29 protein-coding genes are annotated in these 26,518 nt (G+C 63.0%); 12 read left to right on the forward strand and 17 right to left on the reverse strand.

The features are described from left to right. Nucleotides 1-61 precede the first annotated feature (61 nt). Nucleotides 62-337 (reverse strand): DUF1127 domain-containing protein, encoded by a 276-nt coding sequence (locus FJW04_RS17260; RefSeq protein WP_140715554.1) that lies wholly within the window; start codon nt 335-337, stop codon nt 62-64. On the opposite strand from FJW04_RS17260, the gene FJW04_RS17265 reads away from it, so the two are divergent. The 4 genes from FJW04_RS17265 to FJW04_RS17280 all read left to right on the forward strand — a co-directional run bounded on the left by FJW04_RS17265 (nt 279) and on the right by FJW04_RS17280 (nt 4,368). Then, on the forward strand, nt 279-557 hold the full coding sequence (locus tag FJW04_RS17265; protein ID WP_140715556.1) for a hypothetical protein: 279 nt from the start codon (nt 279-281) through the stop codon (nt 555-557). The genes FJW04_RS17260 and FJW04_RS17265 overlap by 59 nt on opposite strands. A 27-nt stretch (nt 558-584) precedes the next feature. Beyond that, on the forward strand, nt 585-1,541 hold the full coding sequence (locus FJW04_RS17270) for a LysR substrate-binding domain-containing protein (RefSeq protein ID WP_140614583.1): 957 nt from the start codon (nt 585-587) through the stop codon (nt 1,539-1,541). Nucleotides 1,542-1,613: 72 nt separating this feature from the next. Next, a complete protein-coding gene (gene xseA, locus FJW04_RS17275; protein ID WP_140715558.1) occupies nt 1,614-3,245 on the forward strand; it encodes an exodeoxyribonuclease VII large subunit in 1,632 nt (543 codons plus the stop codon). Nucleotides 3,246-3,249: 4 nt separating this feature from the next. Then, a complete protein-coding gene (locus FJW04_RS17280) occupies nt 3,250-4,368 on the forward strand; it encodes a P1 family peptidase (RefSeq protein ID WP_140715560.1) in 1,119 nt (372 codons plus the stop codon). A gap of 64 nt (nt 4,369-4,432) precedes the next feature. Here FJW04_RS17280 and FJW04_RS17285 read toward each other — a convergent pair whose 3' ends face one another. The 5 genes from FJW04_RS17285 to FJW04_RS17300 all read right to left on the reverse strand — a co-directional run bounded on the left by FJW04_RS17285 (nt 4,433) and on the right by FJW04_RS17300 (nt 8,372). Further along, complete coding sequence (locus FJW04_RS17285; RefSeq protein WP_015316487.1) at nt 4,433-4,684, reverse strand: DUF768 domain-containing protein; 252 nt, start codon at nt 4,682-4,684, stop codon at nt 4,433-4,435. A gap of 400 nt (nt 4,685-5,084) precedes the next feature. After that, entirely contained in the window at nt 5,085-5,774 is a 690-nt protein-coding gene (locus tag FJW04_RS17290) for an SDR family NAD(P)-dependent oxidoreductase (protein WP_140614586.1), read from the reverse strand. Continuing rightward, complete coding sequence (locus FJW04_RS29955) at nt 5,771-6,055, reverse strand: hypothetical protein (RefSeq protein WP_181172968.1); 285 nt, start codon at nt 6,053-6,055, stop codon at nt 5,771-5,773. The genes FJW04_RS17290 and FJW04_RS29955 overlap by 4 nt, the downstream gene beginning before the upstream one ends. A 3-nt stretch (nt 6,056-6,058) precedes the next feature. Continuing rightward, nucleotides 6,059-7,078 (reverse strand): isopenicillin N synthase family oxygenase, encoded by a 1,020-nt coding sequence (locus FJW04_RS17295; RefSeq protein WP_140715562.1) that lies wholly within the window; start codon nt 7,076-7,078, stop codon nt 6,059-6,061. 253 nt (nt 7,079-7,331) lie between these two features. After that, the gene (locus FJW04_RS17300; RefSeq protein ID WP_140715564.1) at nt 7,332-8,372 is read right to left on the reverse strand and encodes an ornithine cyclodeaminase; all 1,041 of its coding nucleotides are present in this window, start codon (nt 8,370-8,372) and stop codon (nt 7,332-7,334) included. A 158-nt stretch (nt 8,373-8,530) separates the two neighbouring features. On the opposite strand from FJW04_RS17300, the gene FJW04_RS17305 reads away from it, so the two are divergent. Genes FJW04_RS17305 through FJW04_RS17320 form a run of 4 tightly spaced genes read left to right on the forward strand, consistent with a single transcriptional unit; the run spans nt 8,531 to nt 12,229 of the window. Continuing rightward, nucleotides 8,531-9,469: a MurR/RpiR family transcriptional regulator gene (locus FJW04_RS17305; protein WP_140715566.1), complete on the forward strand. Its 939-nt coding sequence runs from the start codon at nt 8,531-8,533 to the stop codon at nt 9,467-9,469. Further along, a complete protein-coding gene (locus FJW04_RS17310) occupies nt 9,466-10,113 on the forward strand; it encodes an isochorismatase family cysteine hydrolase (RefSeq protein ID WP_140715568.1) in 648 nt (215 codons plus the stop codon). The genes FJW04_RS17305 and FJW04_RS17310 overlap by 4 nt, the downstream gene beginning before the upstream one ends. Beyond that, nucleotides 10,110-11,432 (forward strand): glutamine synthetase, encoded by a 1,323-nt coding sequence (locus tag FJW04_RS17315; protein WP_140715570.1) that lies wholly within the window; start codon nt 10,110-10,112, stop codon nt 11,430-11,432. Before FJW04_RS17310 ends, FJW04_RS17315 begins: the two co-directional genes overlap by 4 nt. After that, a complete protein-coding gene (locus FJW04_RS17320) occupies nt 11,432-12,229 on the forward strand; it encodes an N-formylglutamate amidohydrolase (RefSeq protein ID WP_140715572.1) in 798 nt (265 codons plus the stop codon). The genes FJW04_RS17315 and FJW04_RS17320 overlap by 1 nt, the downstream gene beginning before the upstream one ends. Nucleotides 12,230-12,391: 162 nt before the next feature. Here FJW04_RS17320 and FJW04_RS17325 read toward each other — a convergent pair whose 3' ends face one another. Together FJW04_RS17325 and uxuA are read right to left on the reverse strand one after the other, a co-directional pair. Then, nucleotides 12,392-13,738, reverse strand: a complete 1,347-nt coding sequence (locus FJW04_RS17325) for an FAD-binding oxidoreductase (protein WP_140715574.1) — start codon at nt 13,736-13,738, stop codon at nt 12,392-12,394. A gap of 319 nt (nt 13,739-14,057) precedes the next feature. Beyond that, on the reverse strand, nt 14,058-15,242 hold the full coding sequence (uxuA, locus tag FJW04_RS17330) for a mannonate dehydratase (protein ID WP_015316477.1): 1,185 nt from the start codon (nt 15,240-15,242) through the stop codon (nt 14,058-14,060). A gap of 98 nt (nt 15,243-15,340) precedes the next feature. Between uxuA and FJW04_RS17335 the strand changes: the two genes are divergently transcribed. Both FJW04_RS17335 and FJW04_RS17340 read left to right on the forward strand, forming a co-directional pair. Continuing rightward, nucleotides 15,341-16,126, forward strand: a complete 786-nt coding sequence (locus FJW04_RS17335; RefSeq protein ID WP_140614593.1) for an SDR family oxidoreductase — start codon at nt 15,341-15,343, stop codon at nt 16,124-16,126. Nucleotides 16,127-16,249: 123 nt separating this feature from the next. Then, the gene (locus FJW04_RS17340) at nt 16,250-16,999 is read left to right on the forward strand and encodes a DUF1236 domain-containing protein (RefSeq protein ID WP_140715576.1); all 750 of its coding nucleotides are present in this window, start codon (nt 16,250-16,252) and stop codon (nt 16,997-16,999) included. A gap of 160 nt (nt 17,000-17,159) precedes the next feature. Here FJW04_RS17340 and FJW04_RS17345 read toward each other — a convergent pair whose 3' ends face one another. Beyond that, nucleotides 17,160-17,771, reverse strand: coding sequence for an alpha-ketoglutarate-dependent dioxygenase AlkB (locus tag FJW04_RS17345; RefSeq protein ID WP_140715578.1), 612 nt, complete (start codon nt 17,769-17,771; stop codon nt 17,160-17,162). A 167-nt stretch (nt 17,772-17,938) separates the two neighbouring features. Here FJW04_RS17345 and FJW04_RS17350 point away from each other — a divergent pair, with 167 nt between their 5' ends. Together FJW04_RS17350 and FJW04_RS17355 are read left to right on the forward strand one after the other, a co-directional pair. Then, complete coding sequence (locus FJW04_RS17350; RefSeq protein ID WP_015316473.1) at nt 17,939-18,376, forward strand: GFA family protein; 438 nt, start codon at nt 17,939-17,941, stop codon at nt 18,374-18,376. Nucleotides 18,377-18,446: 70 nt separating this feature from the next. Further along, the gene (locus FJW04_RS17355) at nt 18,447-18,647 is read left to right on the forward strand and encodes a KTSC domain-containing protein (RefSeq protein ID WP_015316472.1); all 201 of its coding nucleotides are present in this window, start codon (nt 18,447-18,449) and stop codon (nt 18,645-18,647) included. A gap of 7 nt (nt 18,648-18,654) precedes the next feature. On the opposite strand, the gene FJW04_RS17360 is transcribed toward FJW04_RS17355, so the two are convergent. The 8 genes from FJW04_RS17360 to cyoB form a co-directional block, all read right to left on the reverse strand. After that, nucleotides 18,655-19,917, reverse strand: a complete 1,263-nt coding sequence (locus FJW04_RS17360) for a DUF763 domain-containing protein (protein ID WP_015316471.1) — start codon at nt 19,915-19,917, stop codon at nt 18,655-18,657. A gap of 78 nt (nt 19,918-19,995) precedes the next feature. Then, nucleotides 19,996-20,604, reverse strand: coding sequence for an isochorismatase family cysteine hydrolase (locus tag FJW04_RS17365; RefSeq protein ID WP_015316470.1), 609 nt, complete (start codon nt 20,602-20,604; stop codon nt 19,996-19,998). A 229-nt stretch (nt 20,605-20,833) separates the two neighbouring features. After that, complete coding sequence (locus FJW04_RS17370; protein ID WP_015316469.1) at nt 20,834-21,370, reverse strand: response regulator transcription factor; 537 nt, start codon at nt 21,368-21,370, stop codon at nt 20,834-20,836. Next, entirely contained in the window at nt 21,360-22,712 is a 1,353-nt protein-coding gene (locus FJW04_RS17375; RefSeq protein WP_140715580.1) for an ATP-binding protein, read from the reverse strand. Before FJW04_RS17375 ends, FJW04_RS17370 begins: the two co-directional genes overlap by 11 nt. Continuing rightward, nucleotides 22,709-23,515: an SURF1 family protein gene (locus FJW04_RS17380; RefSeq protein WP_140715582.1), complete on the reverse strand. Its 807-nt coding sequence runs from the start codon at nt 23,513-23,515 to the stop codon at nt 22,709-22,711. The genes FJW04_RS17375 and FJW04_RS17380 overlap by 4 nt, the downstream gene beginning before the upstream one ends. Next, on the reverse strand, nt 23,512-23,889 hold the full coding sequence (gene cyoD / locus FJW04_RS17385) for a cytochrome o ubiquinol oxidase subunit IV (protein ID WP_140715584.1): 378 nt from the start codon (nt 23,887-23,889) through the stop codon (nt 23,512-23,514). The genes FJW04_RS17380 and cyoD overlap by 4 nt, the downstream gene beginning before the upstream one ends. Continuing rightward, nucleotides 23,886-24,518, reverse strand: a complete 633-nt coding sequence (cyoC, locus tag FJW04_RS17390) for a cytochrome o ubiquinol oxidase subunit III (RefSeq protein WP_210241303.1) — start codon at nt 24,516-24,518, stop codon at nt 23,886-23,888. Before cyoC ends, cyoD begins: the two co-directional genes overlap by 4 nt. After that, nucleotides 24,515-26,512 (reverse strand): cytochrome o ubiquinol oxidase subunit I, encoded by a 1,998-nt coding sequence (gene cyoB, locus FJW04_RS17395; RefSeq protein WP_140715586.1) that lies wholly within the window; start codon nt 26,510-26,512, stop codon nt 24,515-24,517. Before cyoB ends, cyoC begins: the two co-directional genes overlap by 4 nt. Nucleotides 26,513-26,518 lie beyond the last annotated feature (6 nt).

Genomic DNA, 26,518 nt, shown 5'->3' on the forward strand with positions numbered 1-26,518 from the left:
CCTGCAGAACCTTGGTCGCGCTGAACCGTGAAAGGGTTCAACGCAACCGAAGCTGAACCAATCAGGCCACCTTGCGGGCGATTTCCTCGATCGTTTCCACGCGATCGCTGGCGATCTCACGCAGGATTGCCGTCGGGTCACGGCCAAACGACACGTCGATTGCAACATGCAGGTCGGCGCGCGTGAGGCCGATATCGGCGAGTTCTGCATCCGACATCTCGCCAAGGCGGTAGAAGGCGCGGCGGTTTTTCCAGGCGCGGTAGGTGTTGGAGACAATGTTGGCCACGCGCGTCGCAACAGCCGGACGCGAGGTGATGCGCGAGGTCTCGGTGGCGATCGATCGTGGTCATATCGGTCTCCTTCAGACTCGAACGGACGAAACCCGACGATCGGCGCTGGCGACAGCGGCCGTTCCGGTCTCAAATACAATTTTAGAAATGCATGTCGTCGTCTCAAAACCGGTGTCCACTTTTGGGCGACATGCATGGCTTTCACTTGGACAATGCCAATTTGCCATCGACCGATTGATTAATCCAACGAATGTTTCTAATCTTTAATATCAACAGTAGTGATGGATTGGACCGATGAAAGCGCCGCTCGATCTCGATCAATTGCAGACCTTCATCTCGATTGCCGATACCGGCAGCTTCACCCGCGCTGCGGAAGAAGTGCACCGCACCCAGTCGGCGGTGTCGATGCAGATGCGCCGGCTGGAGGAGCGGATCGGCAAGCCGCTGTTCGAGAAGGAGGGGCGCTCGAACAGGCTGACGGAGGAAGGCGACAAACTGCTCTCCTACGCAAGGCGATTGCTCTATCTCAACCGCGAAACGCTCGCAGCCTTCGATGACCAGAGGCTCGAAGGCACGATCCGCATCGGCACGCCTGACGATTATGCGGACCGTTTCCTGCCCGAGATCATGGCACGGTTCACGCGCTCCAATCCGCGCGTCGAACTGACCGTCATCTGCGAACCGACGCCGGGGCTGGTCGAGCACATCAAGCGCGGCAATCTCGACCTAGCGCTGGTGACGCACAATGATGTGCGCGGCCAGTCGGAGGTGGTGCGGCGTGAACCGCTGCTCTGGGTCTCCTCGGCCAACCATGCGACACATGAACAGGAGACGCTGCCGATGGCCTTCGGCCGGCCGAACTGCATCTGGAGGCGCGCCGCGGTCGACGTGTTGGACCAGCAGAACCGCGACTACCGCATCCTGTTCACCAGTTTCTCAGCGACCGTGATCACCGCCGCCGTGCTGTCGGGGCTGGCGATCTCGGTGCTGCCGGAATGCGCGCTCAGGCCCGGCATGCGGGTGCTGGGCGAGGCCGACGGCTTCGGCGCCCTGCCCGACTGCCGCATCGGCATCATGCGCGGCCAGACCTCGCGGCCGGAGATCGTCGATGCGCTTGCCCGCCACATCTCGGAAAGCCTGGACAACATCTCCGTGCCGCTCGGCGAGGAGACGGGGACGTTCGATTTCGCGGCCCTCGCCTTTGCCAAGATGAAGCGAAGCAAGCCGAACCAGATCCTGCCGGGCTGGTAAAAAGCGGGTCATGACTATCGGGCCTGACACGGCCGCCTTGACGTCGGCGTCCAACCGGCCCCCAATCGACCGATGAGCGAAGCAGCATCCGAATCACGCACCAACGCCACCGAATACACGGTGAGCGAAATATCAGGCGCGCTGAAGCGCACGGTCGAGGACGTCTTCGGCAATGTGCGGGTGCGCGGCGAAATCTCAGGTTATCGTGGGCCGCATTCCTCCGGCCATGCTTATTTCGCGCTCAAGGACGACCGTGCGCGGCTCGACGCCGTGGTCTGGAAAGGCACGATGAGCCGGCTGAAATTTCGTCCCGAGGAAGGGATGGAGGTGATCGCCACCGGCAAGCTCACCACCTATCCCGGCAAGTCCAATTACCAGATCGTCATCGACAATCTCGAGCCGGCCGGCGCCGGGGCGCTGATGGCGCTGCTGGAGGAACGCAAACGCCGGCTGCAGGCGGAGGGCCTTTTCGATGCGGTGCGCAAACGCCGGCTGCCGTTCATGCCACGCGTCATCGGCGTGGTCACCTCGCCGACCGGCTCGGTCATCCGCGACATCATCCATCGCATCAAGGACCGCTTTCCACTGCATGTGCTGGTCTGGCCCGTGCGGGTTCAAGGCGACACGGCGAGTGCGGAAGTGACCAATGCCGTCACCGGTTTCAACGCGCTGGCATGGGACAGCCCCATTCAGCGCCCCGATCTGCTGATCGTGGCGCGCGGCGGCGGCAGCCTGGAAGATCTGTGGGGCTTCAACGACGAGGCACTCGCCCGCGCGGTCGCCGCCTCGGGCATTCCGGTGATTTCGGCTGTCGGCCACGAAACCGACTGGACGCTGATCGACCTTGTCGCGGATGTGCGGGCGCCGACACCGACGGGCGCGGCCGAAATCGCCGTGCCGGTGAAGGCTGACCTCGAAGCGACGCTGGCCAGCCTCGGCGCGCGGCTCAAGGCCGCCGTCTTGCGCAATTTCGAGCGCAAGCGGCAGGCAGCCCGTGCGGCGGCGCGTGCGATGCCCTCGCCCGATCAATTGCTGGCGCTGCCGCGCCGGCGCCTGGACGAGGCGACATCGAGGCTCGGTCGTGGCCTGATGGTTTCCACCGAGCGCAAGCGGGCGCGATTCTTCGCTGTAAAATTGACGCCGGCAATGCTGTCGCAGCGGATTGCCGAAGCGCGGCGCACCAACGACCGTAGCCTTTTGCGGGCGCAAGGGGCGCTGCGCACTCTGGCCAGAAGCCGGCGCGCGGAGCTCAATCGTGCCGCGGATCAGTTGCCAAAATGCGCCAAGGCATCGCTGCAGCGGCACAGACAGCAATTGGCTTTGCTGCAGGGCCGCATCACGATCGAGCCGACAGCCCGGCGCCAACGTGTGCAGAGGGATCTTCTGACGGCTTTGACGAGACGCGGCGGCCAGGCGATGCTGCTCAGGCTGGAGCGGTTGCGCGGCCGCATCGTCCAGGCCGACCGGCTGATGGCGACGCTTTCGCACAAGGCCGTCCTGGCGCGCGGCTTCGCGCTGGTGAAGGATGCCGACGGCGCGGTCATCAAGCAGGCCGCCGAGGTGGCGTCGGGGATGGCGCTGTCGCTGGAGTTCGCCGATGGCACGGCGGATGCGGTGGCAACCAGTGGCGCGGCGCGGCCAAAGCCCGTGGCCAGACCGGCGGCAAAGGCAAAGGAACCCGGCAATCAGGGATCCTTGTTCTAAGAGCATGATCGACAATCCGCACCATCTGGCAACGCCGTCCGGCAAGCCGCGCGCGCGAAGCTTCGCTATCGGCTTCGACGGAACGCCCGGGCCGTTCAACGCGATCACCGACGTGCCCGGCGTCGCTGTAGGCTATGCGACGCTGATATCGGGCGATGGTCCGCTTATCGTCGGCAAGGGGCCGGTGCGCACCGGCGTGACCGCAATCCTGCCGAGGCCGCGCGCCGAATTGGCCACCCCGGTCTTCGCCGGCATTTTCAGCCAGAACGGCAATGGCGAGATGACCGGCTCGCACATCATCGAGGAAACCGGCGCCTTCAACTTCCCGATCACCATCACCAACACGCATTCCTGCGGTGTTTCGCGTGACGGCACGCTGCGCTGGATGAACCGGGTGCTGCCGGCCGCGATCGACAGCGCCTGGGGGCTGCCGGTGGCGGCGGAGACTTATGACGGATTTCTCAACGACATCAACGGCCACCATCTAACGTCGGAGCACGTCGCCGAAGCCCTTGACGGCGCCGCCGGCGGACCGGTCGAGGAAGGCAGCGTCGGCGGCGGCACCGGCATGATCACCTTCGGCTTCAAGGCAGGGTCCGGCACGGCCTCGCGCATCGTCGCATGGCAGGGGCGCACCTACACGGTCGGCGCCTTCGTGCAGTCGAATTTCGGCAAGCGGCATAATTTCACCATTCGCGGCCTGCGCGCCGGGCCCGAACTCACCGAACCGGCGATCCGCGAAGCCACGTCGCGCGCGGAAAAGGGCTCAATCATCGCCGTCATCGCGACCGACGCGCCTTTCCTGCCGCATCAGATGAAGCGATTGGCGCGCCGTGTGCCGCTCGGCGTCGCCTTGACGGGCGGCTTCGGCTATCACAGTTCGGGCGATATCTTCCTCGCCTTCTCGACGGCTAATCCCGCCGCGGCGCTGGGGTTGTCCGGCCGCATCGCCAGCGCCGATTTCATTCCCGATACAGACATCGACCCGTTCTTCGATGCGGTGATCCAGACGGTGGAGGAATCCATCCTCAACGCTCTTATCGCCAATGACGACATGACTGGGCGCGACGGCAATTTCGTGCCGGCGCTGCCAAAGGCGTGGCTGGAAGAAAAGTTTGGCTGAGAGGGATGGCTGAGACGAAAACGCGGGCCGAAGCCCGCGCGTTTCGAACAGGTTTGACCCGTAGTTATTCCGCGGCTTTGCTTGAGGCCTGCTGGTTTTCGTCGGCCTCGGCCGCTTCCTCGAGCCGGGAAGCGATCAATTCCTGGATGTCGCCGACTTCCTCCTGGATGTCCTCCAGCGGTATGCCGACCTCGGCCGCCTTGGCGGCGCATTCGCGGGCCAACGTCTCGGCCTGCTTCTCGATCCTGGCGTGGGACTGGCAATGGACCTTTTCGCCGATCCATCCCCGCAAGAACTCGATCGCGTGTTCACTCATACTGCTGTTCCCTGGCGGCAAAGCCGGTTGGTAATCATAAGCGTCGGCATCCCGCGAAGGATGCATGTTCCCATTCGAGCCGAGTCGCGGCCAGCCGGCAAGCCGAAGCCGTCCAGGGTCCACAGAGCCGAAGGAAATCGAGGGGTGAAGAACATTTTCTGATTCTGAAGGACTGTACCGTTGGCGGGGTCTTCCCGCTCCGAGCAATTGCTTCTACCTTTTACGGCTTCCAGTCCGTTTCTTAATCTCACTGGCTGTCACTACAGCCGCCTATGACGTTGCGCTTCAAGGCGTGAGCCCGCGAAGCCGCCGCTATATAGTGACATCCACATCCGATGTCGACTCTCCTCAAGGCCCGTGCAGACGAGCCATGCAAAAGTCGCATAGATCGCTGATCCAGTCAGAAATTTTCAACCCACGGCCTGAGTTCCATTTCCCAGGTCCAGGCGCTGCGGTGCTGGCGGTGGATGGCGAGATAGGCCTCTGCGATCGCATCCGGAGACAGCCGGCGATCCTGCGGCCCGGGCTCCTGTCCGGAAGCGGCCGAAGCAATGGCGCCGTCGATGATGAAATGCGCAACGTGGATGTTCTTGGGCGCCAGTTCGCGGGCCATGGATTGCGCCAGCCCGCGCAATCCGAATTTGGGCATCGCAAAGCCGGCGGAGCCGGCGAACCCCTTCACACTTGCTGTCGCTCCGGTGAAGAGGATCGACCCCGCCCCTTGAGCGATCAGCCGGCGGGCCGCCTGTTGAGCTACCAGGAACCCGCCATAGGCCCCGACCAGCAAAGCCTGTCGGACAGCCTCGGGATCGAGTTCGGCTATTGGACCGCGAGCGCGGCCGCCGGCGTTGAAAATCACGAGGGAAAGTGGTCCAGCCTTGTCCGCGATATCGAACAGATGCTCGACCGATGCTGGATCCGAGACATCCGTCGCCACGGCTTGCGCGCCCGTTTGCGCTTGCAAGGCATCGAGCTTCTCGATGTTTCGGGCGGCCAGGACGACATGGAACCCTTCCCTGGCGAGAAGACGCGCGAGCGAGGCGCTCAATCCGGAGCCCGCCCCGGCAATCACGGCGACGTTGGATGTCATGAGATCCTCTCCTCTTCCAGTGATTGCAACCGCCGGCGGATGTTGAACTCTGCCGGATCGGCTCCGCACCGGCAACACGCAGGGCGGAAAGAAAAATGGCCGGGCGCGAAACGGCCCGGCCAAAAAAGAAGGTCATAACCTTCAGAGGGGAACACCGCTCGGTGAAATGGGAGGAAAACACCGAACGGTTTTTCCTTTTTGAGCCGATTCCCCGACGAATACGACGAATGATTTTCTAAGAATCGGTCGGGATGGCAAAAATCCCGTTCTTTCTCGTCCAAGACTCAGCCGGCCCGGCTTTCCGGCTCGAGCAGATCCACATAATGGCGCCGAGCGACGTCGGGATGCGAGCGCAGCCGGCTTTTCAGCACATTGGTTCCGACATCGCGAAACAGCGGATTGTCCGGATCGCTGGCCGGCCCGCGCGCCTGCGCCGCCAGATCCTCGGAAAGGCTAAGCAGCGGTATCGTCGCATCGAGCCTGGCGCTGAAGAAGAACGGCACCGAAATGCGTTCAATGCCGGCCGCCGGCGTCACGACACGATGCACGGTCGCCCGCAAATAGCCGTTTGAGGCCAGTTCGAGCAATTCGCCGATGTTGACGACGAGCGTACCGGGAATGGGGTCCACATCCACCCAGCTTCCGTCATAGTCGACCTGCAGCCCCTTATTGTCATCCTGAAGCAACAACGTCAGGAAACCGCCATCCTTGTGCGCGCCGACACCCTGGTCATCGCCGGTCGCCTCTCGGCCGGGATAGCGCACGATTTTCATGCGGTGGTTTGGCTGCTCGCGGTAGATCGGGTCGAAAGCGTCCTCGGGTTGATCGAGCGACAGCGCGAAGGCTTTCAACAGCCTGATGGCCACTGCTGTTGCCTTGGCCTGCCATGCCAGCAGGGCGGGTTTGAGTTCCGGCAACGCAGCGGGCCACTGGTTCGGCCCCTGCAGCCGCGTCCAGGCGGGAATTCCTGGCCCTTGCGCTATGGGCTGACGCTCGACGCGGATGTCGAGCTGTTCGCGCCAATCGGCCTTGCCCTTGGTCAGCTCGCCGCCGGCGCGGGTATAGCCACGGAACTGCGAGGATTTGACCATTTCGATCGCGAGCTTGTCGGCCTCGGCCAAGGCAAAGAAGCGGCGCGACGCGGTGAGCACTTCACTGATTTCCGCCCACGAAATGCCATGTCCGGCCAGGTAGAAAAAGCCGATGTCGCGCGACGCGGAACGCAGATCCGCCAGAAATGTCCGGCGTTCCGACGCGCCTTGTTCAAAGCGGCTCAAGTCGAGCACGGGTACTATTCTGGGCATATCAGGCTCCTTTCCCGGCTTTGTGCGGATGTTACCGTCCGCAAACCGGGACTGTTGGACAGGCGTGCACTTTTCGGCGGTCACACCCGCCAAGAATGCATGCAAGTGTCATCGACTCCAGATTGCCAAGAAAGAAACGATCGGCCCTTCAAGCCCGCCGCGATGAACAATTTTTGCGCGCGCGCCGGCAAGCTGACAATGACCGCGATCATTCCGGCGGATACGGACCGCCAGCAGGCGCGCGACCTCCACGCTATTGCGCTGCCCTGAGCAGCATGCCGAACAGGTCGCGTGGCTCGTCGGGGTCGGCGAGCATATCGAGCTCCTGGTACAGGCCGGTCGACCTCAGTTGATCCCTGACATAGCGCAACGCCGAAAAGTCCTCGATAGCGAAACCCACCGAATCGAACAGCGTGATCTGGCCGGCGTCGCGCCGGCCCTCAACGGCGCCGGTGACCACCTGCCACAGCTCAGTCACCCGATGATCCGGCGCGAGCTGCTGGATCTCGCCTTCGATGCGGGTCTGCGGCGGGTATTCGACGAAAATGTCGGAGCGCAGCAGGATGTCGCGGTGCAGTTCGGTCTTGCCGGGGCAGTCGCCGCCAACGGCGTTGATATGTACGCCCGAGCCGATCATGTTGTCGGTCAGGATGGTGGCGTACTGCTTGTCGGCGGTGACGGTGGTGATGATGTCCGCACCCTCAACCGCTTCCTGCGCGCTCGTGCAGGCCGTCATGTCGAAGCCGAGGCCGGCGAGATTGTGAATGCATTTCTGTGTTGCCGAACGGTCGATGTCGTAAAGCCGCAGCCTGTCGACGCCGAGCAGTGCCTTGAAGGCCAGCGCCTGGAACTCAGCCTGGGCGCCGTTGCCTATCAGCGCCATGCAGCAGGACTCGGCCGGCGCCAAGTGCTTCGCGGCAAGGGCCGACATGGCCGCCGTGCGCAGTGCGGTCAGAATGGTCATCTCGGACAGCAACACGGGATAGCCGTTGTGGACGTCGGCCAGCATGCCGAAGGCAGTCACGGTCTGGCGGCCCTCGCGCATGTTCTTGGGATGACCATTGACATATTTGAAACCATAGACCTCGCCGTCGCTGGTCGGCATCAGCTCGATAACGCCCTCGGCGCTGTGCGAAGCGACGCGCGGGGTCTTGTCGAACAGCTCCCAGCGGCGGAAGTCGTCCTCGATATAGCCGGCGAGCTCAACCAGGAACCGCTCGACGCCGATCCTGAGCACGAGCTTCATCATATTGTCGACGCTGACGAACGGCACGATGTTGAGATTGGGTATCATTTGTTCCTTGCCGGTACACCAGTCAGCCCTGGCGATGCGGGTTGTACGCCTTCATCATCGTCGGCAGTCTCGGAAAGTATGTCAATACCTCTTCATTATTGACCATAATTAAAATATCTGAAATAGACTCGACACAGCATATATTTCAGGGGAGGCCTATGGCGATACGCGATGTTCTGATGCGCGGGGATCTGGCGCTGACGCCGTCGGAAGAGAAGATCGTCAGGCTGCTGCTGACGGACTATCCGACCTCGGGCCTCGGTACCGCATCGTCGCTTGCGCGACGCGCCGGCGTCAGCGATCCCACTGTTGTCCGGCTGGTCGTCAAGCTCGGCTATGAAGGGTTCCCGGACTTTCAGGCAAAGCTGCTCGCCGAGGTCGAGGCCAGGCTGCATTCGCCGCTGTTGATGATGGAGACCAAGCGGCAAAGCGGTTCCAGCGACAGCGCGGTGCTTGCCTATCTCGATTCCGTTACCACGGCCCTGCAGAAAGCCACCGCGGCGACACCGGTCCAGACCTACGAGCGTGCCGCCCGCCTTTTGATGGAGGCCAAGGGCGAAATCTTGCTGGTCGGCGGCCGGTTCAGCCGCCACATCGCCGGGATGCTGGCTGGATATCTCGTGCAGTTCCGCACCGGGGTCCGCGATCTCGGCGTGCTCTCTCCGCAGTCGTTCGACACGCTGGCCGACCTCGGTCGTCGCGACGTGCTCGTCGTCTTCGACTATCGCCGCTACCAGTTCGACGTGATGGCCTATGCGCGCCAAGCCGCCGCGCTCGATGTACGCATTCTTCTGTTCACCGACCAATGGCTGTCACCGATATCGGATCTTGCCGAAGTCACGATCGTCAGCCCGCTCGAAGTCGCCTCGCCCTATGACACGCTGGCGCCGGCGATCGCACAGATGGAGGCGCTGACGGCCCAGATCGTTTCAACGCTGGGCGACGACGCTCGGGCTCGCATCGAGAGGATCGAGAAAGTGCGGCACGCCAATGCGGTGACGCTCGACAGCGATGCGGAAGGGAGCGGCATGCGCAAGACATCAGGACCGCGCAAGATACCTGGACCCAAAGCAGCAAAGCAGGACGAGAAGGCATGACCCAAGCCCTACCCAAGCGAGACGAAGTGTTTCGTACCGGCGAGACAGCGCTCCTGCTGGTCGACATGCAACGCATCTGGTTGGAGCCGGGTGCCGATCCTTCGCATCCAGAACGCGGACCCGATCATTATTTCTACCGGCAGACATGCTCGCAGACGATCCCCAACCAGGAGCGCCTGCTGGCGGCGGCGAGGGCCAATGGCGTCGAAGTGCTGCACACCATCATCCAGAGCCTGACCGAAGACGGCCGCGACCGCTCGCTTGACCACAAGCTGACGCCGATCCATGTTGCGCCCAGCCTCCCCGAAGGCCTGCCAGTGCCATCGCTGGCGCCGGTCGGCGACGAGATCATGCTGCCGAAAACCTCGTCGGGCATCTTCAACTCGACCAATGTCGACTACCTGCTGAAAAACCTTGGCATCCGCTATCTCGTCGTGGTCGGCGTGCTGACCGACCAGTGCGTCGACATGACAGTGCGCGACGGCGCCGACCGCGGCTATCTCGTCACCTGCGTATCGGATGCCTGCGCCACCATTACCCAGGAGCGCCACGACATCGCGCTGAAGGCCTTTGGCGGCTATTGCTGGGTCACGGACACCGACACCGTCGTCGACCGCTTCAACGCTCTGGGAAAAAAGGCATGACATCTGCCGTCGAGCCTCTCGTCGCCGTCGTCACCACGGATCTCTCCGCCATTACGCGGGGCCGCTTCGTGGTCGAAAGTAGATTGCAAAAGACCGCCGCGACAGGGGTCGGCTGGCTGCAGGCCAATCTGTCGATGACGCCGTTCAATTCGATCGTCGATCCCAATCCCTGGGGTTCGTCCGGTGACCTTCGGCTGATCCCGGATCTCAAGGCGCGCTTCCGCACCGAGCGGACGGGATCGGCGACGCCCTTCGACATGGTGGCCGGCGACATCGTCGAGCTCGATGGCAGCCCGTGGCTTGGCTGCACGCGGACCATGCTCCGGGATGCGCTGGCGGAATTGAAGGCGGCCACCGGCCTTTCCGTCATCGCCGCCTTCGAGCACGAATTCAACATTGCCGGCGGCAGCTTCGCGCCGGCACATTCGATGTCCTTTGCCGCCCTGCGCCGCACCGACCCGTTCGCCCCCAATCTGATGGCGGCACTCGAAGAGGCAGGTGTCGGCCCCGAAGTGGTCATCGCCGAATTCGGCAGTGAGCAATTCGAAGTGACGCACGAGCCGGCCGATGCGCTCACGGCAGCAGATTGCGCCGTCGCCATCCGCGAAATCACGCGCGAAGTGGCACGCAATGCCGGTTGGCGCGCGAGCTTCGCGCCCAAGGTCGCCCCGGATGCCGTCGGCAACGGCGTGCACATCCATTTCAGCTTCGTCGACGAAGCCGACAAGCCGGCAACTTACGATCCGGCGCGTCCCGGAGGCCTGTCCGCCAAGGCTGGCGCCTTCTGCGCCGGCGTGCTGCGCCATCTGCCTGCGATGACCGCCATGACGGCGTCGAGCGTGTCGTCCTTCTATCGCCTTAAGCCGCACAGCTGGAGTTCGTCCTACACCTGGCTCGCCGACCGCGACCGCGAGGCGTCGCTCCGCATCTGTCCGACGATGACGATCGGCGGACGCGATCCGGCACGGCAGTATAATGTCGAGTACCGGGCGGCCGACGCCACCGGCAATCCCTATCTGTCGCTGGCGGCGATCATCCGCGCCGGGCTGGAGGGGCTGAAGGCGGACTTGCCATCACCGCCGCTGGTCACTGGCGACCCGACGCTGATGAGCGAGACGGAACGGGCGGAACTCGGTCTGGTGCGGCTTCCCGAGACCTTGCCGGCGGCACTGGATGCGCTCCTGGCCGACAAGACCGTTACGGGATGGTTCGCCCCGATCTTCATCGAGACCTTCGTCGGGTTGAAGCAGCATGAAGCCGAGCGCCTGGCAGGCCTTGATCCGGCTGCCATCTGCGATCTCTACCGGACGCTTTATTGATGACTGCGCAGGCCGAAAAAAGCTCGCGCCCTCAAGGAGATTGGCCCGAAGCCGTCGAGGTGCTCAACGAGCATGGCCGTTGCGAGATCGTGCTGCTGTGCGAGCATGCGTCCAACCATATGCCGGCGGAGTACCGCCGGCTCGGGCTCGATGCCAGTCATCTGCAGCGCCACATCGCATGGGACATCGGCGCCGCGGAGGTGACGCGCCTGTTATCGGCACGGCTTGATGCAGCGGCCTTTCTCAGCGGCTATTCCCGACTGCTGATCGATCTCAACCGGCCACTGGGCAGCCTGGGCAGCATTCCGGTGCTGTCGGAAGACACTGACATTCCCGGCAATGCCGGCGTCGACGGAGCGGAACGAGACCGGCGCGCGGAAATCATGTTTTCGCCGTTCCATGAGCGGGTGGCCGCGCACCTCGATCGCCGTGTGGCCGAGGGCCGGCCGACGCGGATCGTGACGATCCATTCCTTCACACCGGTGTTCCTGGGTGTCGCCAGGCCTTGGCATGCGGGTGTGCTGCATGGTCATGCAGCCGATCTCGCAGCGGCGATCCTTTCGGGCCTGCGCACCGACGCCGCACTCAACGTCGCGGCCAACGTACCCTATGTGATCAGCCGCGATGCCGACTACGCCGTACCCATCCATGGCGATGATCGCGGCATCCCCGCCGTCCTTGTCGAGATCAGGCAGGACCTGTTGTCGACACGGTCGGGCATCAAGGAATGGGCGGACCGGCTGGCGGCGGCGCTGCCGGCGCACGAGACGGAGGCATCTCAGCCGGTGCGGAGGTGACGCCGCGACCACGGCGCAGGTCGGCAAGCCGCGCTTCTCGCCATCAGCGCGGCGCTCGCGTGAGCGGGGAACGGTCCGGTCCAAATGGACAACCTCTCGAAAGCTTACAATCAGGTCGCCCGACCTGACCTGCCGCCCCAACCGGCGTCAGGGCAATTTCGCCTAAAGCGATGGTCCCATCCGGATAGGGCTGCCGTCGCTGAACCGGGATTGACGGAACCTGTGAAGGTTGTGCCCAGTCTCGTTGCCCTGGATCAAGTCGGACAGGACGCGGCCCATGCCAGGCCCTATGCCGAAGCCATGGCCGCTCATCCCGGTGGCGATGACGAGGCCATCGACCGTCACGGCGCGATCGACCACAGGCACGACATCCGGCATCGCATCTATCATGCCGGCCCAGCTTGCCCTGAGCGGCACCGCCTCGAATTGCGGAAAAAGCGCCTTGAACCCATGATCGATGGCGCGAAGGGCCCTGGGTTCCGGGGCAGGATTGAGAACGCGCATGCGTTCGAACGGGCTTTCCTTGTCGGCATCCCATTTGCGCGGGGTGGACCAGCTGTCCGGATATGCACGCGGCGCCGCCGGCAGGTAGCGCGTGCCGAAAGGATTTGCCTTCAGGGCAGGCAGGTATTTCGGTGCGTGACGCAATGCATCCGGCCCGACATAGAGCAGGTGGCTGCCTCCCGCCGCGAGCGTGTACCCGCCGTCCTTTCTACGCCGGAAGGCGATGCGTTCGTCCGCGGCAGCGCCGGCATGGATTTCTGGCATAGGCGCGGTCGCCGCGACGGTCGTGCGGACACTGAGCTGCGGGATCGAGACGCCATGCGCGCGCAGGAACAGCGACGTCCAGGCGCCGCTGGCGACAAGCACGTTCGAGGTGGCGATGCGGCCTCGTTCGGTCCAGACACCGCTGATGCGCCCTGCTGAGATGTCGAGCATGCGTGCCGCACAGTTCTCGATGATTGTGACACCCTGGCGAGCGGCCAGGCGGGCAAGCGCCGGCACGGCGACCCAGGGCTCGGCACGCATGTCCGACGGCGTGGTCATGGCGCCCTTGAAGGGGCGTGACATGGCAGGGATCAGCTTGGCCGTCTCGCCCTGGTCGAGGAGGCGCGTGTCGACGCCATGGGCCTCGGCGATCTTCAGGAACTTGGCGAAACCGGCCATCTCCTTGTCGGTCCGCGCAAGATAGGTCACGCCCGTCTGCGTCAAGCCTATGTCCTCGCCGCACTCCTCGGCCAGTTGGCGCCAGAGACGCTGCGCTTCGATGACGATGGGCAATTCGTCCGCGTCGCGGCCCTGCTGGCGAATCCAGCCCCAATTGCGCGAGGACTGCTCCGCGGCGATGCGTCCCTTCTCCAGCAAGATCACAGGTATGTTGCGACGGGCCAGGAACAAGGCCGCGGTCACGCCGATGATGCCACCGCCGACAATGACCACATCCGACGTCTTCGGCAGCGGCGCCTGGAACTGGATCGGACTGGCTTCGGTGAAAGGGAAGATCGTCAAAGGACTGTCCTTTTCTCATAAGCGTGCCCCGCGCCGATGGCTGGTCCCAGTGGCGCGAAAGTCGCCCGCTTTCATCGGACACTGGCCAAGCATGAAGTGCGCCGACGAGCACTACACGACCGGCCTCGAAAATTTGCGTGCCAGCTCGATGAAATTGTTGACCACCCGTCGAGGCCACTTCTCGTCGCAGGGCAGCCCCGGCTTCATCGACAATCGGGTGGCTAGGGCACGCGGATGCCGGACGAAGCGAAGCGCTCGCTCAGACCTGTCGCGACATTCCGGCGGAAGATCGCAAACGTTAGCTTGCCGCCCGATGGCTTCAGGCCAGCCCGAACCGCTCCACCGCACGCATGATGCCGCGCAGCTCCGCGAGGCCTTTCAGCCGGCCGATGAGCGAATAGCCGGGGTTGATCTTCTTCTTGCCGATGTCGTCGGCAAGCAGATGGCCATGATCGGGCCGCATCGGAATTTGCCAGTCGGCTCGGCCTTCTCCGCGACGGCGCTTCTCTTCCTGCATCAAAGCGAGGATGACATGCGCCATGTCGGTGCCGCCCTCGAGATGCTCGGCCTCGTAGAACGAACCGTCCTCCTCGATGGTGATGTTGCGCAGATGGACGAAATGGATGCGGTCGGCGAATTCCTTGACCATGGCGACAATGTCGTTGTCGGCGCGCGTACCGTAGGAGCCGGTGCAGAACGTCAAACCATTGGCCGGGCTGTCGACCGTCTCGAGGATGAAACGCGCATCCTCGGCCGTCGAAACGACGCGCGGCAGGCCATAAAGCGAGAAGGGCGGATCGTCGGGGTGGATGCACATACGCACACCCGCCTCTTCGGCCGCCGGGATGATCTCGCGCAGGAACCAGGCAAGATTGTCGCGCAGTTCCTTAGGCCCAATCGCGTCGTATTCCGCCAGCGCCTCGCGGAAACTGTCCCTGTTATAGCTACGCTCCGTAGCCGGCAGGCCGGCGATCAGATTGCGCTCGATCTGGCCGATCTGCTCCGGTGTCAGCGCCTTCAGGCGCTCCTCGGCCTGGGCAATACGTGACGGCGTATAGCTTGCCGCGCCGTTCTTGCGCTGCAAGACAAAGAGATCATAGGCAGCGAAGTCGATGGCGTCGAAGCGCAAGGCATAACCGGTCGTCGGCAGCCGGTAGGCCAGGTCGGTGCGAGTCCAGTCGACCACAGGCATGAAATTATAGCAGATCGTCTGGATTCCGGCCTTCGCGAGCGCGCGGATGCTGTCGCGATAATAGCCGGCATAGCGCTCGCGCTCCGGCGCGCCGATCTTGAAGGAATTGTGAACCGGAATGCTCTCGACGACCGACCAGGTCAACCCAGCCGCCTCGATGATGCGCTTGCGTTCGAGCACATCGGCCTCAGGCCAGGCCCTGCCATCATAGATATGGTGAAGCGCTGAAACTACGCCGGTGGCGCCAGCCTGTTTGACATGTTCAAGCGTCACCGGATCATCGGGACCGTACCAACGCCAACACTGTTCCATTGCCACTTCCTTTCTGCGAGAGACCGGCAACCTATTGTTTGACCACGATGAGTGTCAAACTAAGAGCCGGTTTCGATAGCAATGAAGGAGCTTCCGCAATGAAGGATTTTGACGGCAAGGTGGCATTGGTGACAGGAACGACCGGTATCGGCCTGGCAGCCGCCAAACGCCTGGCGGCTGGGGGCGCCGCGATCGTCGCCTGCGGGATCGACAGCGCGGCCAACGCCGCCATGCAGGAAAGCCTCGCCAAGTCCGGAGCCGATGCGCTGGTGCAAACGGTTGACGTCTCCGTTTCCGAGCAGGTTCGCGACGCGGTCGTGGCCGGCGTGGCGAAATTCGGCGGCATAGACGTCATCGTCAATTCGGCGGCGGTGCATCCCTACGGAACGGCGACGACAACCGACTGGGAAACGTGGAACCGCGCTATGACGGTCAATGTCGGCTCGATCTATCTGACCGCCCATTTCGGCATCCCGGAAATGATCAAGCGTGGCGGCGGCGCCATCGTCAACGTCGCTTCGGTGCAGGGCTTCGCCTGTCAGCAGAACGTTGCCGCCTATGCCACGACCAAGGGCGCCATTCATACGCTGACGCGTTCGCTGGCACTCGACTATGCCGCGTCCGGCATAAGGGTCAATTCGGTCAGCCCGGGCTCGATCCGCACACCGATCCTCGAAAAGGCCGCGCGTGGCGACGGCGGCAGCGATGCCGACGTGGAAGAGGCCTACAGGCGCTTCGGCGCGGCCCATCCGCTCGGCCGCATCGGGGAACCGGAGGAAGTGGCGGAACTCATCGCTTTCCTGTGCTCGTCGAAGGCCGGCTTCTGCACAGGTGCCGACTACAAGATAGATGGCGGCCTCACCGCCGGCATCGGCGTGAAGTAAGACCGTGAAGATCGATCTCGAGACCCAATCGGGAGTGGTGCATTAACGCAGCCAGTTCGGAACAATCTTTTTTGGCCGAAGTTTTACCCCTTGAAGGGACGAACTCTCCGAAGGAGATTTCCTATGAAACATGTTCTCATTACCAGCATGCTGGCGATCGGGCTAGGCTGCGGGACGGCGATGGCTCAGACGCAGCAGCCCGCCGATAGCCAATCAGGAGCGGACACAAATTGCGCTTCCGGCACGACCAACTGCCAGAAGGGCTCGAAGATGAAGGAGCAGGCACAGGGCACCAAGTCCCAGACTGATCAGCAGGTTCAGGACAAGACCAAGGCCAAGACAGAGGAGCAGGCCCAGGGCAAGGCCGGCACCACCACGGACCAGCAGGCCCAGGGCAAGACGAAGATCCAGACGGACCAGCAGGCGCAGGGCAAGGCTGGCACCAAGACCGACCAGCAGGCCCAGGACAAAACCAAGGTCCAGACCGACCAGCAGGCACAGGGTAAGGCCGGCACCACAACGGATCAGCAGGCTCAGGACAAGACAAAGGTCCAGACCGATCAGCAGGCCCAAGGCAAGGCCTCCACGCAGGACAAGACCTCGACCGCTTCCATCAACAATGTGACGGTTGAACAGAAGACCCAGATCACTCATGTGATCAGGGAAACCAAGGTCGAGCCGGTCACGAACGTCGACTTCGACGTCTCCGTCGGCATCGAAGTTCCGCGGCACAAGGTCAGGCTGCATCGCTTGCCGGCTCGCATCGTGAAGATCGTTCCGGCCTACGAGGCGTACGAGTATTTCGTTCTCGCCGACGGCCGGATCGTGATCGTCGATCCGGATACATACAAAATCGTGCTGGTGCTGACCTAGGGCAATTCCAGGGAAAAGTGCGTAGCGGTTTTCCGTTCGGAATTGCGTAAAAACAAAGAGTTAGAGCACAGGATCGTTCAACCCGCCCCGCTGCACGCGGGTCGGGTTGAGCACTATGGCGGGATGATGCGGAACTTCCCGTGCAAACCTCTGCGCATGCTCAGGGATTGCGAGGCCGCAATGTCCTCAAGGTAATCGAGTAGCGGTGCTCGGCAAGCGGCGGGATGCCGTGCTCCCATTGCGACCGCGACGGCCCCGTCATGAGATAGGCCGATCTCGGCTCGACAGTGATGGTCCGACGCTCCCATTTAGACCCATTCTTGCGCCGAAGGCGAAAATCGCAGGGCGCCAGCAGCGAAACGCCCGCGACATCCTCGAAATGCGGCTTGTCGCGGTGCCAGCCGATACCGGCGCCGGGCCGGTACTCGTTGATCAAGACCTGCGCGAAGGTTTCGGCCGGCCGGCGCGCAAAAGCCGCGACCTTTTCGCGCAAGGGCAGCAGAAAATCAGGTATCGGCGGTGCCTCGACCACCTCGCGCCGGTCATAATCGTAACGAAGGCCAAAACCGACGACACGCCGGTTTGCCAGATGGCCATGGAAGTCGAAGGCCTTGAAGGGCAGTGCCTCTAGATGATGGACGAGTTCGATTTCGTCCTGTGGCGTGATCAGTCCGGTCTGGTAGGCGAAACCCTCCGGCAGATCATCCTGAGCGGCACCGAAGAGATCGTGCTGGGCCACACGGCCGGCTGTTTTCGGTTTGAGCGGCGACATTTTGCCTAGATGGTGAAGGCCGGACCACAAGGCAATATGGGAACCGCGCTTGCCCGCCCTGGATACGTCCCAAAACCGGCGCAACGGAACCGCGGGAGGAGCGTGAAAGTTTAGCAACGGCGGTTCCGTCGGGGGCCGCCGGGCACGTTCTAGCCTTGGAGTGCCGGATGCCGCGCGTTGAAACCGGGGCCTGCTTTTGCGGGGCGATCGCCGCCACCATGGACGGTGAGCCTTTCTGGATATGCTACGATCACGATGACGATTGCCGACGGGCCATCGGCAGTCCACTCACCGTCTGGGTCGGGTATCGGCCGAGCCAATTCAATCTTTTGAGGGGGGCGCCAAAGGCCTTTTCCAAGACGCCGGGTGTTATCCGCACTTTCTGTCCCGACTGCGGGAGTTCGATAGGCTATAGCGACGAAGGGCTGCCGGACGAGCTTTATCTGACGATCGGATTCTTCGACAAACCCGAAGGGCTGCGGCCACAGGCCCATGCCTATTGGGACCTCAGGCTGCCTTGGGTCGACTTTGCCGACAAGCTGCCGCGCATCGATCGATATTCGAGGAAACGCGATGCGAAGTTCGGCAACCCAAGCGACAGGTAGCAATGTCGGATGGCGGCACGGAACCGCACCACGCCTGGCGGGTTATTTGGCTGAGCCGTCAGGTGCCAGCATGCCATCGACCGTCATTCGAAACACGCAATACGATCCCGCGACCAGGATCCTCTCGGTCTGGTTCGTGCCGCACGGCAACCGCTATGACTATGAGGACGTCGCCCCGGCTACCTATGCGGCGTTCATGCGCGCTCCTTCGAAAGGCCGCTTCTTCAATAAATTCATCAAGGACCACCACAGGTACCGTCGCGTGGCGTGATGCCCCGTCACGCCTTCCTGTTCTCGTCGGCGCTCAACTCATCCGGCGCCGGTTCCCAACCAAAGACACTGCGGCCGCCAAGCAGATGCGACTGGTCGAATTCGCCGGCGACAATTTCCTTGAGGCTGGGACCCGTGACGTATCGCTCGACCTGCCGCGACTGATGGTCGAGCCGCCTCAGGGCGCCGATTTCCTCTTCGCGACCGAGCCTGGCCTTTTGCACGGCGGACTTCAGCACGCCGATCGTCTCGTCATAGACCTTGAGCGGTACAGGGAACGGATGCCTGTCCTTGCCGCCATGCGCCAGCGAAAAACGACCCGGGTCCGAAAATCGGCAAGGCGCGCCATGCACCACTTCGGCAACGAGAGCGAGTGCCCTCACCGTGCGGGCGCCTACGCCCGGAACCAGGAGAAGCTCGGCAAAATCGGCTGGACCTCGCTCCGCGGCGGCGGCCATGTTGCCATGAAGGCGATGCATCACGACGTCGCTTTCGCGAACGTCGTGATGAGCCGGCATGATCAGATGCGGCAGCAGGGGCTGCACCGGAGCCGGTGCCGTACCGGGCTCCAGCGCGGCGAACTCCCGAAGGATGCGGTCCGGCCCAAGATCCTGGAGGAGATCAAGCTGTCCCTGGCGCGAGGCTTCGGCGCGGCGGTCGGTCAGGTTGACGATCTCGCCCTGGTTGGCGCCTTCGATGGCGGCATGCGGCTGGTCGACAAAACTCTTCAAACCTTCGGACAGCCAATGATAGCGGCGCGCCACCTTGCTGTCACCGTTCATGCCTTGCTGCACCACCACCCAGTCGCCGTCGTCGGTGACGATGAAGCCATGCAGATAGAGATCGAACCCGTCCTGAACGGCGGCGCTGTCCACCTTGGCGACAAGCCGGCTTGCGGTTGCAAGGCGGGCTCCGTCGAAGCCGATGCGCTCGCCAATGGCGGCAAGCTCGTGGGGGGTTTTGCGCGAATGCGCTCCACGGCCGCCGCAGACGTGGATACCGAGTTCGCCCGACAGCGGCGTGAGGCCGCGTTTCAAGGCGCCGACGACGCTGGTGGTGATGCCGGACGAATGCCAATCCATGCCCATGACCGCGCCGAAGGACTGGAACCAGAACGGATGCGCCAGACGCCGCAGCAATTCGTTGCGGCCATAGTGATGGATGATCGCCTCGCACATGACGGCACCGAGACGCGTCATGCGGTCGCCCAGCCATTTCGGCACGCGTCCACCGTGAAGGGGAAGATCAGCACTGCCCGATCGTTGCGCCACGTTTGCCTGCTCCAATGTCCGCGATTGGGACAGATAAGCACTACAGACCCCGCAGGGAAGGCTGACGCTACACTGGCGTCAAGTCCAGTTCGAGAGAACCGTTTCCATCTCGACTGTCTCGACCTGCTGCGCGAAGCGCTGGTGATAGACGGTAAGCAGCGCGTCATGCGTTGCGTCGGAAGAGCTGCACAATGCGTCGGTGACGAGCACCACGCGATAGCCGAAATCGATGGCGCCGAGCACGGTGGCTAGGACGCATACATCGGTTTCGCCTCCCGTGACGACCAGCGTGTCGATCTCGCGTTCCATCAGAAAGGCCCTGAGGCGCCCTTCGAACCAGGGGGAATAGATGTGCTTGTCGATGACTGCCGCCGGCGGACAGTAAGCGGCCAGCGCCGGCAACAATTCGATCATCTCCGGCCCGATATTGTCGATCGCCATCGAGGCCCAGCGCTCATAATAGCGCTTCCATGTACCAGCGCCTTGTCCCGGCCTTTGCGCAGGCAGGAAGCGCGTGAAAACCGTCTGTTCCGCACGCCTTTCGACCAACCTCTCAATTTGAGGCAAGACACGGGTTATCCAGGGCGTCGCCCAAGGTGACGGTTCGGCAAACAGCTTCTGCATATCCACACAGACATGCATGCACCGGTCGCCCAATGGGCCATAAGCCAAGCCTGGCATCGACATCAACGCATCTCCGACCGGCGGTGCGTTCTCATGACTTCCGGCACTGCCATCCGGATACGCAACGCCGCATGCGGGAACTCGTTCCTGAGCCGCCGGCAGGAACCGACGCGGGTGGCCAGCGTCTCCGCCGCGGTGAACGGAGGCGCTCGCATGAGACTGTCGGAGCTATGGGGCGGTCCTTTTCCAAGGCTGTGCCGAGAGCGGCACCGCGGCTCGCCGGACCTTCCCGCTATCTCACCACACGCTTCTCGAGCTTGCGGGCCAGGGTGCGCCGATGCAGGCCAAGCCGGCGCGCCGTTTCGGAGATGTTGAAGCCGGTTTCGACCAGCGTTTCGTGGATGCGCTCCCACTCCAGGTTCTTGATCGAGGTGGGCCGGCTGGAAAGCGGTACGGAAATGTCGCCCTCGGCACGGCCGAAGGCGGCTTCGATATCATCGGTGTTGGCGGGTTTGGCCAAGTAGTGGCTGGCGCCGAGCTTGATCGCCTCGACCGCCGTGGCGATGCTGGCAAACCCTGTCAGCACGACGATCCTGATCGACGCATCGCGGGCGCTGAGCAGCTTGACGCACTCCAGCCCGGAACCGCCGGCCCCAAGCTTGAGATCGACGACGGCATAAGCCGGAACGGATTTTTCGAGGGCGTCGAGCAAGGCTTCCCTGTCGTGGCAGACCATGACGTCGTAGTCGCGCTTTTCGAAGGAGCGCTTCAGCGTCTTGGCGAAGGTCGTGTCGTCCTCGACGATAAAGAGGGATCTATCAGGCCTCATGATCATCTCCGTCGGTCAACGCCGCGAGCGGCAGCGAAAGCGTAACACAGGCGCCCTGCTCCATGTTGCGCGCGGAAAAATCGCCTCCCAGTTTCCGGACCACATTCATGACAAGGAAAAGACCAAGACCGCCCCCTGGCCGTCCCTTGCTCGACATATAGGGCTGGCCAAGCGCTGCCAGAATAGTCTCGTCGAAACCCGGCCCACGATCGCTTACGGCAATCACCAGTTTGTCGTCCTGCCGCTCGGCGGTGACGCCGACCCAAGCCTGCGACGCTTCCTGGGCGTTGTCGAACACGTTGAAGATGACCTGCTTCAACGCCGTGTCGGACACGATCTGCTCGTCCGGGTCGAAGTCGTTCGTGTATTCCAGCTTGAATGGCTGGCGACTGATGCGCCATTCCTCGACCAGATCGTCGAGGAAACCGCGAATGGTGGTGCGTATCGTTCCCTCGCCCCTGGCCTGGCCGGAAGACATCAGAATGCCGGACACGATGCGCTTGCAGCGCTCGATCTGCGCCCGCATTTCGGCCATGTCGGCCGCCAGTTCGCGGTTGCGTGCAAGGGTGCGCATCTGGCGCCAGTCGGACAGGATGACGGATATCGTGGCAAGCGGCGTACCCAGTTCGTGCGCGGCGCCGGAGGCCAGCAGGCCCATGCGCACGATGTGGTCCTCCTCGGCCGAGCGCTGGCGCAGGTCGGCGAGATAGGCATCACGTTCGCGCAGGTTGCGGTCGATGCGCGTCATGAAGATCACGATCAGGCCGGCGGCCAGCACGAAGCAGATGAACATGCCCCTGATATGCAGGGACAGGAGATCGCTGCCGCCATGATGCGGGATGGCGATCGGCTGGAAAAGGAAGATGAGGAAGACGAAGCAGGCCGACGCGGCCGCCACCAGGATCCAGGTAAACCTTGGGGTCAGCAGTGCCGCGCCGAGCGTGATCTGCAGAAGGTAGAGCGATACGAACGGATTGGACGCGCCGCCGCTCAGGTAGAGCTGCGTCGTCAGTGCCGCCATGTCGAAGATGAGCGCGACGAAGAGCTGGGTGTTGGTGATCGGCCTGATACCGCGCAGGACCAGCAAGCTGAAGATGTTGAGGCCAACCAGGAAAAGCACAACGCCGGCCATCTTCGCCAGCGGCAGCGGGATCTCGAACCAGTATTGCGTCGCCAGAATGGTGAGCACCTGACCCGCCACCGCCAGCCAACGCAGTTGGATGAGCAGGAACAAGTTCTTCCTGTTCGTTGCTTCGGGATTTGGTACCGCGCCATTGTTGGCGGCAAGGGACGCCGTCACCAGCGATTTGTCGCGGCGGAGCGCTTGCGTGGGAACGCTCATCTTGCTGGTCCTTGCCGCTGGGGGCGGCCGGTCATCGGCTTGGCCAGGGCGAGGGCAAGCATCGCAGCGAGCGTGAACCAGGTCAAAGCATAGATGAGGTGGCTGTTGCGGAAAGTCACGACGGTCAGCCCGCCGCGTGGCCAGCCGTCGATGCCGGATGCCTCAGCATCGACAAAATAGGGTGCGACATCCGTCAGGCCGCGCGCGGTTGCGATGGCGGCGACATCCCGCGAATACCAGCGATTGCCCGTGGTGTCATTCTTGCGCAGGAAGCCACCGCCTGGCTCGCTCATGCGCAACAGTCCATCGATGATGGCCGGCGCGGTTGAGCCGTCGCTCTCTTGTCCGAACTCGGCCTTGCGCTCCGGGGGAATGAAGCCGCGATTGACCAGCACGACGAAGCCACTGTCGGTCCGCATCGGCGTCAGCACCCAATAGCCGCCGCCAAGCTCCGTCACCGCCTGAACCAGCGTGTTGGCGCCGCCCAGGAAGCGTCCGGCCAGTCGCACATGGCTGTATTCGTAGCGGGCCGCGGTGATGCCGTTCCAGCTCTCCGGGCCAGGCGCTTCGAAAACCGGGGCATGAATGCGTTGGTCGACACGGGCGATCAGGTCGAGCTTCCAGGTACGCCTTTCCAACTGCCATATGCCGAGCCCGACAAACACCAGCACGCCGAGGAGCCCGAGCAGCACAAGGACAAGGCGCGATGCGGACGACCGGCCGGCGCCCTCTTGCGACGCGGGCCGCGGACCGATGCCCGTCGCCTCGGTGTTGGTTCTCCCAGAGCCCGCAACCGGGCTCATGGCTTCTCGCGCATGTCGTGCAGCCCCGGCATCATGTTGGCGTTGAGATGATACATCACCCATAGCGAGCCGGTCAGTACGATCACGACCAGGATCAGCGTGAAGATCAGCGCCAGCATCGACCATCCGCCTTCCGAGGTGGTGTCCATATGCAGGAAGAAGACCATGTGGACGACGATCTGCGCGACCGCGAAGGCCATGATGACGATGGCCGTCGCCTGCTTGTCGTCGATGGCGCCGCTCATGACCAGCCAGAACGGGATGGCGGTCAGGATCACCGACAGGATGAAGCCGGTCAGATAGCTCCGGAACGATCCGTGTGCTGCTCCAGCATGGGCGTGGCCGTGACCCTCGGCATGATCATGAGCGCTCATCGCAACATTCCCATCAGATAGACGAAGGTGAAGACGCCGATCCAGACGACGTCAAGGAAATGCCAGAACATCGAGAGGCACATCAGCCGGCGGCGGTTCGCCTCGACGAGGCCAAATCTCGCGACCTGAGTCATCAGCGTCACCAGCCAGACGATGCCGAAGGTGACATGCAGGCCGTGCGTACCGACCAGGGTGAAGAAGGACGACAGGAAGGCGCTGCGCTGCGGTGTCGCGCCTTCATGGATCATGTGCGAGAATTCGTAGAGCTCGATCGACAGGAACGCCAGGCCGAACAGGCCGGTGACGGCGAGCCAGGCTTGCGTCGCCCCCACGCGACCCTTGTCCATGGTCAGCATGGCGAAGCCATAGGTGATCGAGGAGAAGAGCAGCATGGCGGTGTTGACCGCCACCAGATCGAGGTCGAACAGGTCCTTGGGTGCCGGCCCGGCCGCGTAGTTGCCGCCAAGCACGCCATAGGCGGCGAACAGCATCGCGAAGATCAGGCAGTCGCTCATGAGATAGAGCCAGAAGCCGAGCATGGTGGAGCCGCCTTCGGCGTGCGCATGCTCCTCTTCCAGGTGAAACACCGGTTCGGTGCCGGCCATGATTGCTGTCGATGCCATGCTCAAACCCCAGCCCCGAGGAGCGTCGTCCTCGCCTCTTCCGTCCGAGTGACTTCGGCTGCCGGAATGTGGAAGTCGCGGTGATAGTTGAAGGTGTGGCCGATCGCGGTGGCGATGAGGCAAACGAAGCTCAGCGCCGCCAGCCACCAGATGTACCAGATCAGGGCGAAGCCGAGCGCGACGCTGAAGGCGGCCAGGATGACACCGGTGCCGGTATTGCTGGGCATGTGGATCGGCTTGAAGCCGGCGAGCGGCCTGGTGTAGCCGGCCTGCTTCATGTCAAACCAGGCATCGTTGTCGCGAATGACAGGTGTGAAGGCGAAATTGTAGGCAGGTGGCGGCGAGGAGGTCGACCATTCGAGCGTGCGGCCGTCCCATGGATCGCCGGTCGGATCGGCAAGCGCCTCGCGCCTGCGGATGGAGACGAAGATCTGGATCAGGAAGGCGGCGATGCCGCAGGCGATCAGCACCGCGCCGAAGGCGGCGATGACGAACCATATCTGCAGCGAGGGATCATCGAATACCCGCATGCGGCGTGTCACGCCCATCAGCCCGAGCACGTAGAGCGGCATGAAGGCGAACCAGAAGCCGACCACCCAGCACCAGAACGAGACCTTGCCCCAGAACGGGTCGAGCTTGAACCCGAAGGCCTTGGGCCACCAGTAGGCAATGCCGGCGAACAGCCCGAACAGCACGCCGCCGATGATGACGTTATGGAAGTGCGCGATCAGGAACAGGCTGTTGTGCAGCACGAAATCCGCCGGCGGCACGGCAAGCAGCACGCCGGTCATGCCGCCGACGGTGAAGGTGAGCATGAAGGCCACCGTCCACATCATCGGCAGTTCGAAGCGGATGCGGCCCCGGTACATTGTGAACAGCCAGTTGAAGATCTTCGCTCCCGTCGGGATCGAGATGATCATCGTCGTAATGCCGAAGAAGGAATTGACGCTGGCGCCGGAGCCCATGGTGAAGAAGTGGTGCAGCCAGACGAGATAGGACAGGATGGTGATGACCACCGTGGCGTAGACCATCGAGGTGTAGCCGAACAGGCGCTTGCCGGAGAAGGTCGAGGTGACTTCGGAGAAGACGCCGAACAGCGGCAGGATGAGGATGTAGACTTCCGGGTGACCCCATATCCAGATGAGGTTCACATACATCATCGGATTGCCGCCGAAGTCATTGGTGAAGAAGTTGGTGCCGACATAGCGGTCGAGCGCCAGCAGCGAGAGCACCGCCGTCAGCACCGGGAAGGAGGCGACGATCAGCACGTTGGTGCAGAGCGACGTCCAGGTGAAGACGGGCATGCGCATCATCGTCATGCCGGGCGCGCGCATCTTGATGATGGTGCAGATCAGGTTGATGCCCGACAGCGTCGTGCCGACACCCGCCACCTGCAGCGCCCAGATATAATAGTCGACGCCGACGTCGGGACTGTAGCCCATGCCGGAGAGCGGCGGATAGGCGAGCCAGCCGGTGCGGGCGAATTCGCCGACGAACAGCGAGGCCATGACGAGGATTGCGCCGCCGACCGTCATCCAGAAGGAGAAATTGTTGAGGAACGGAAAGGAGACGTCGCGGGCGCCGATCTGCAGCGGCACGACGAAATTCATCAGCCCGGTGACGAAGGGCATCGCCACGAAGAAGATCATGATGACGCCATGGGCGGTGAAGATCTGGTCGTAGTGATGTGAGTTCAGGTAGCCCTCGGAGCCATTGAAGGCGATGGCCTGCTGGAGGCGCATCATGATGGCGTCCGAGAAGCCGCGCAGCAGCATGACCAGCCCCAGCACCATGTACATGATGCCGATCTTCTTGTGGTCGACGCTGGTGAACCATTCACGCCACAGGTAGCCCCACAGCCTGAAATAGGTGATGACGCCGAGAAGCGCGATGCCGCCGAGCGCCACCGCGGCGAAGGTGGCGACAACGATCGGCTCATGCAGCGGCAGCGAGTCCCAGTTGAGGCGGCCGAAAATGAATTTGGTCAGCGTATCGGGCATCGCAAG

This window comes from Mesorhizobium sp. B2-7-3 (assembly GCF_006440715.1).
Lineage (GTDB): Bacteria > Pseudomonadota > Alphaproteobacteria > Rhizobiales > Rhizobiaceae > Mesorhizobium > Mesorhizobium australicum.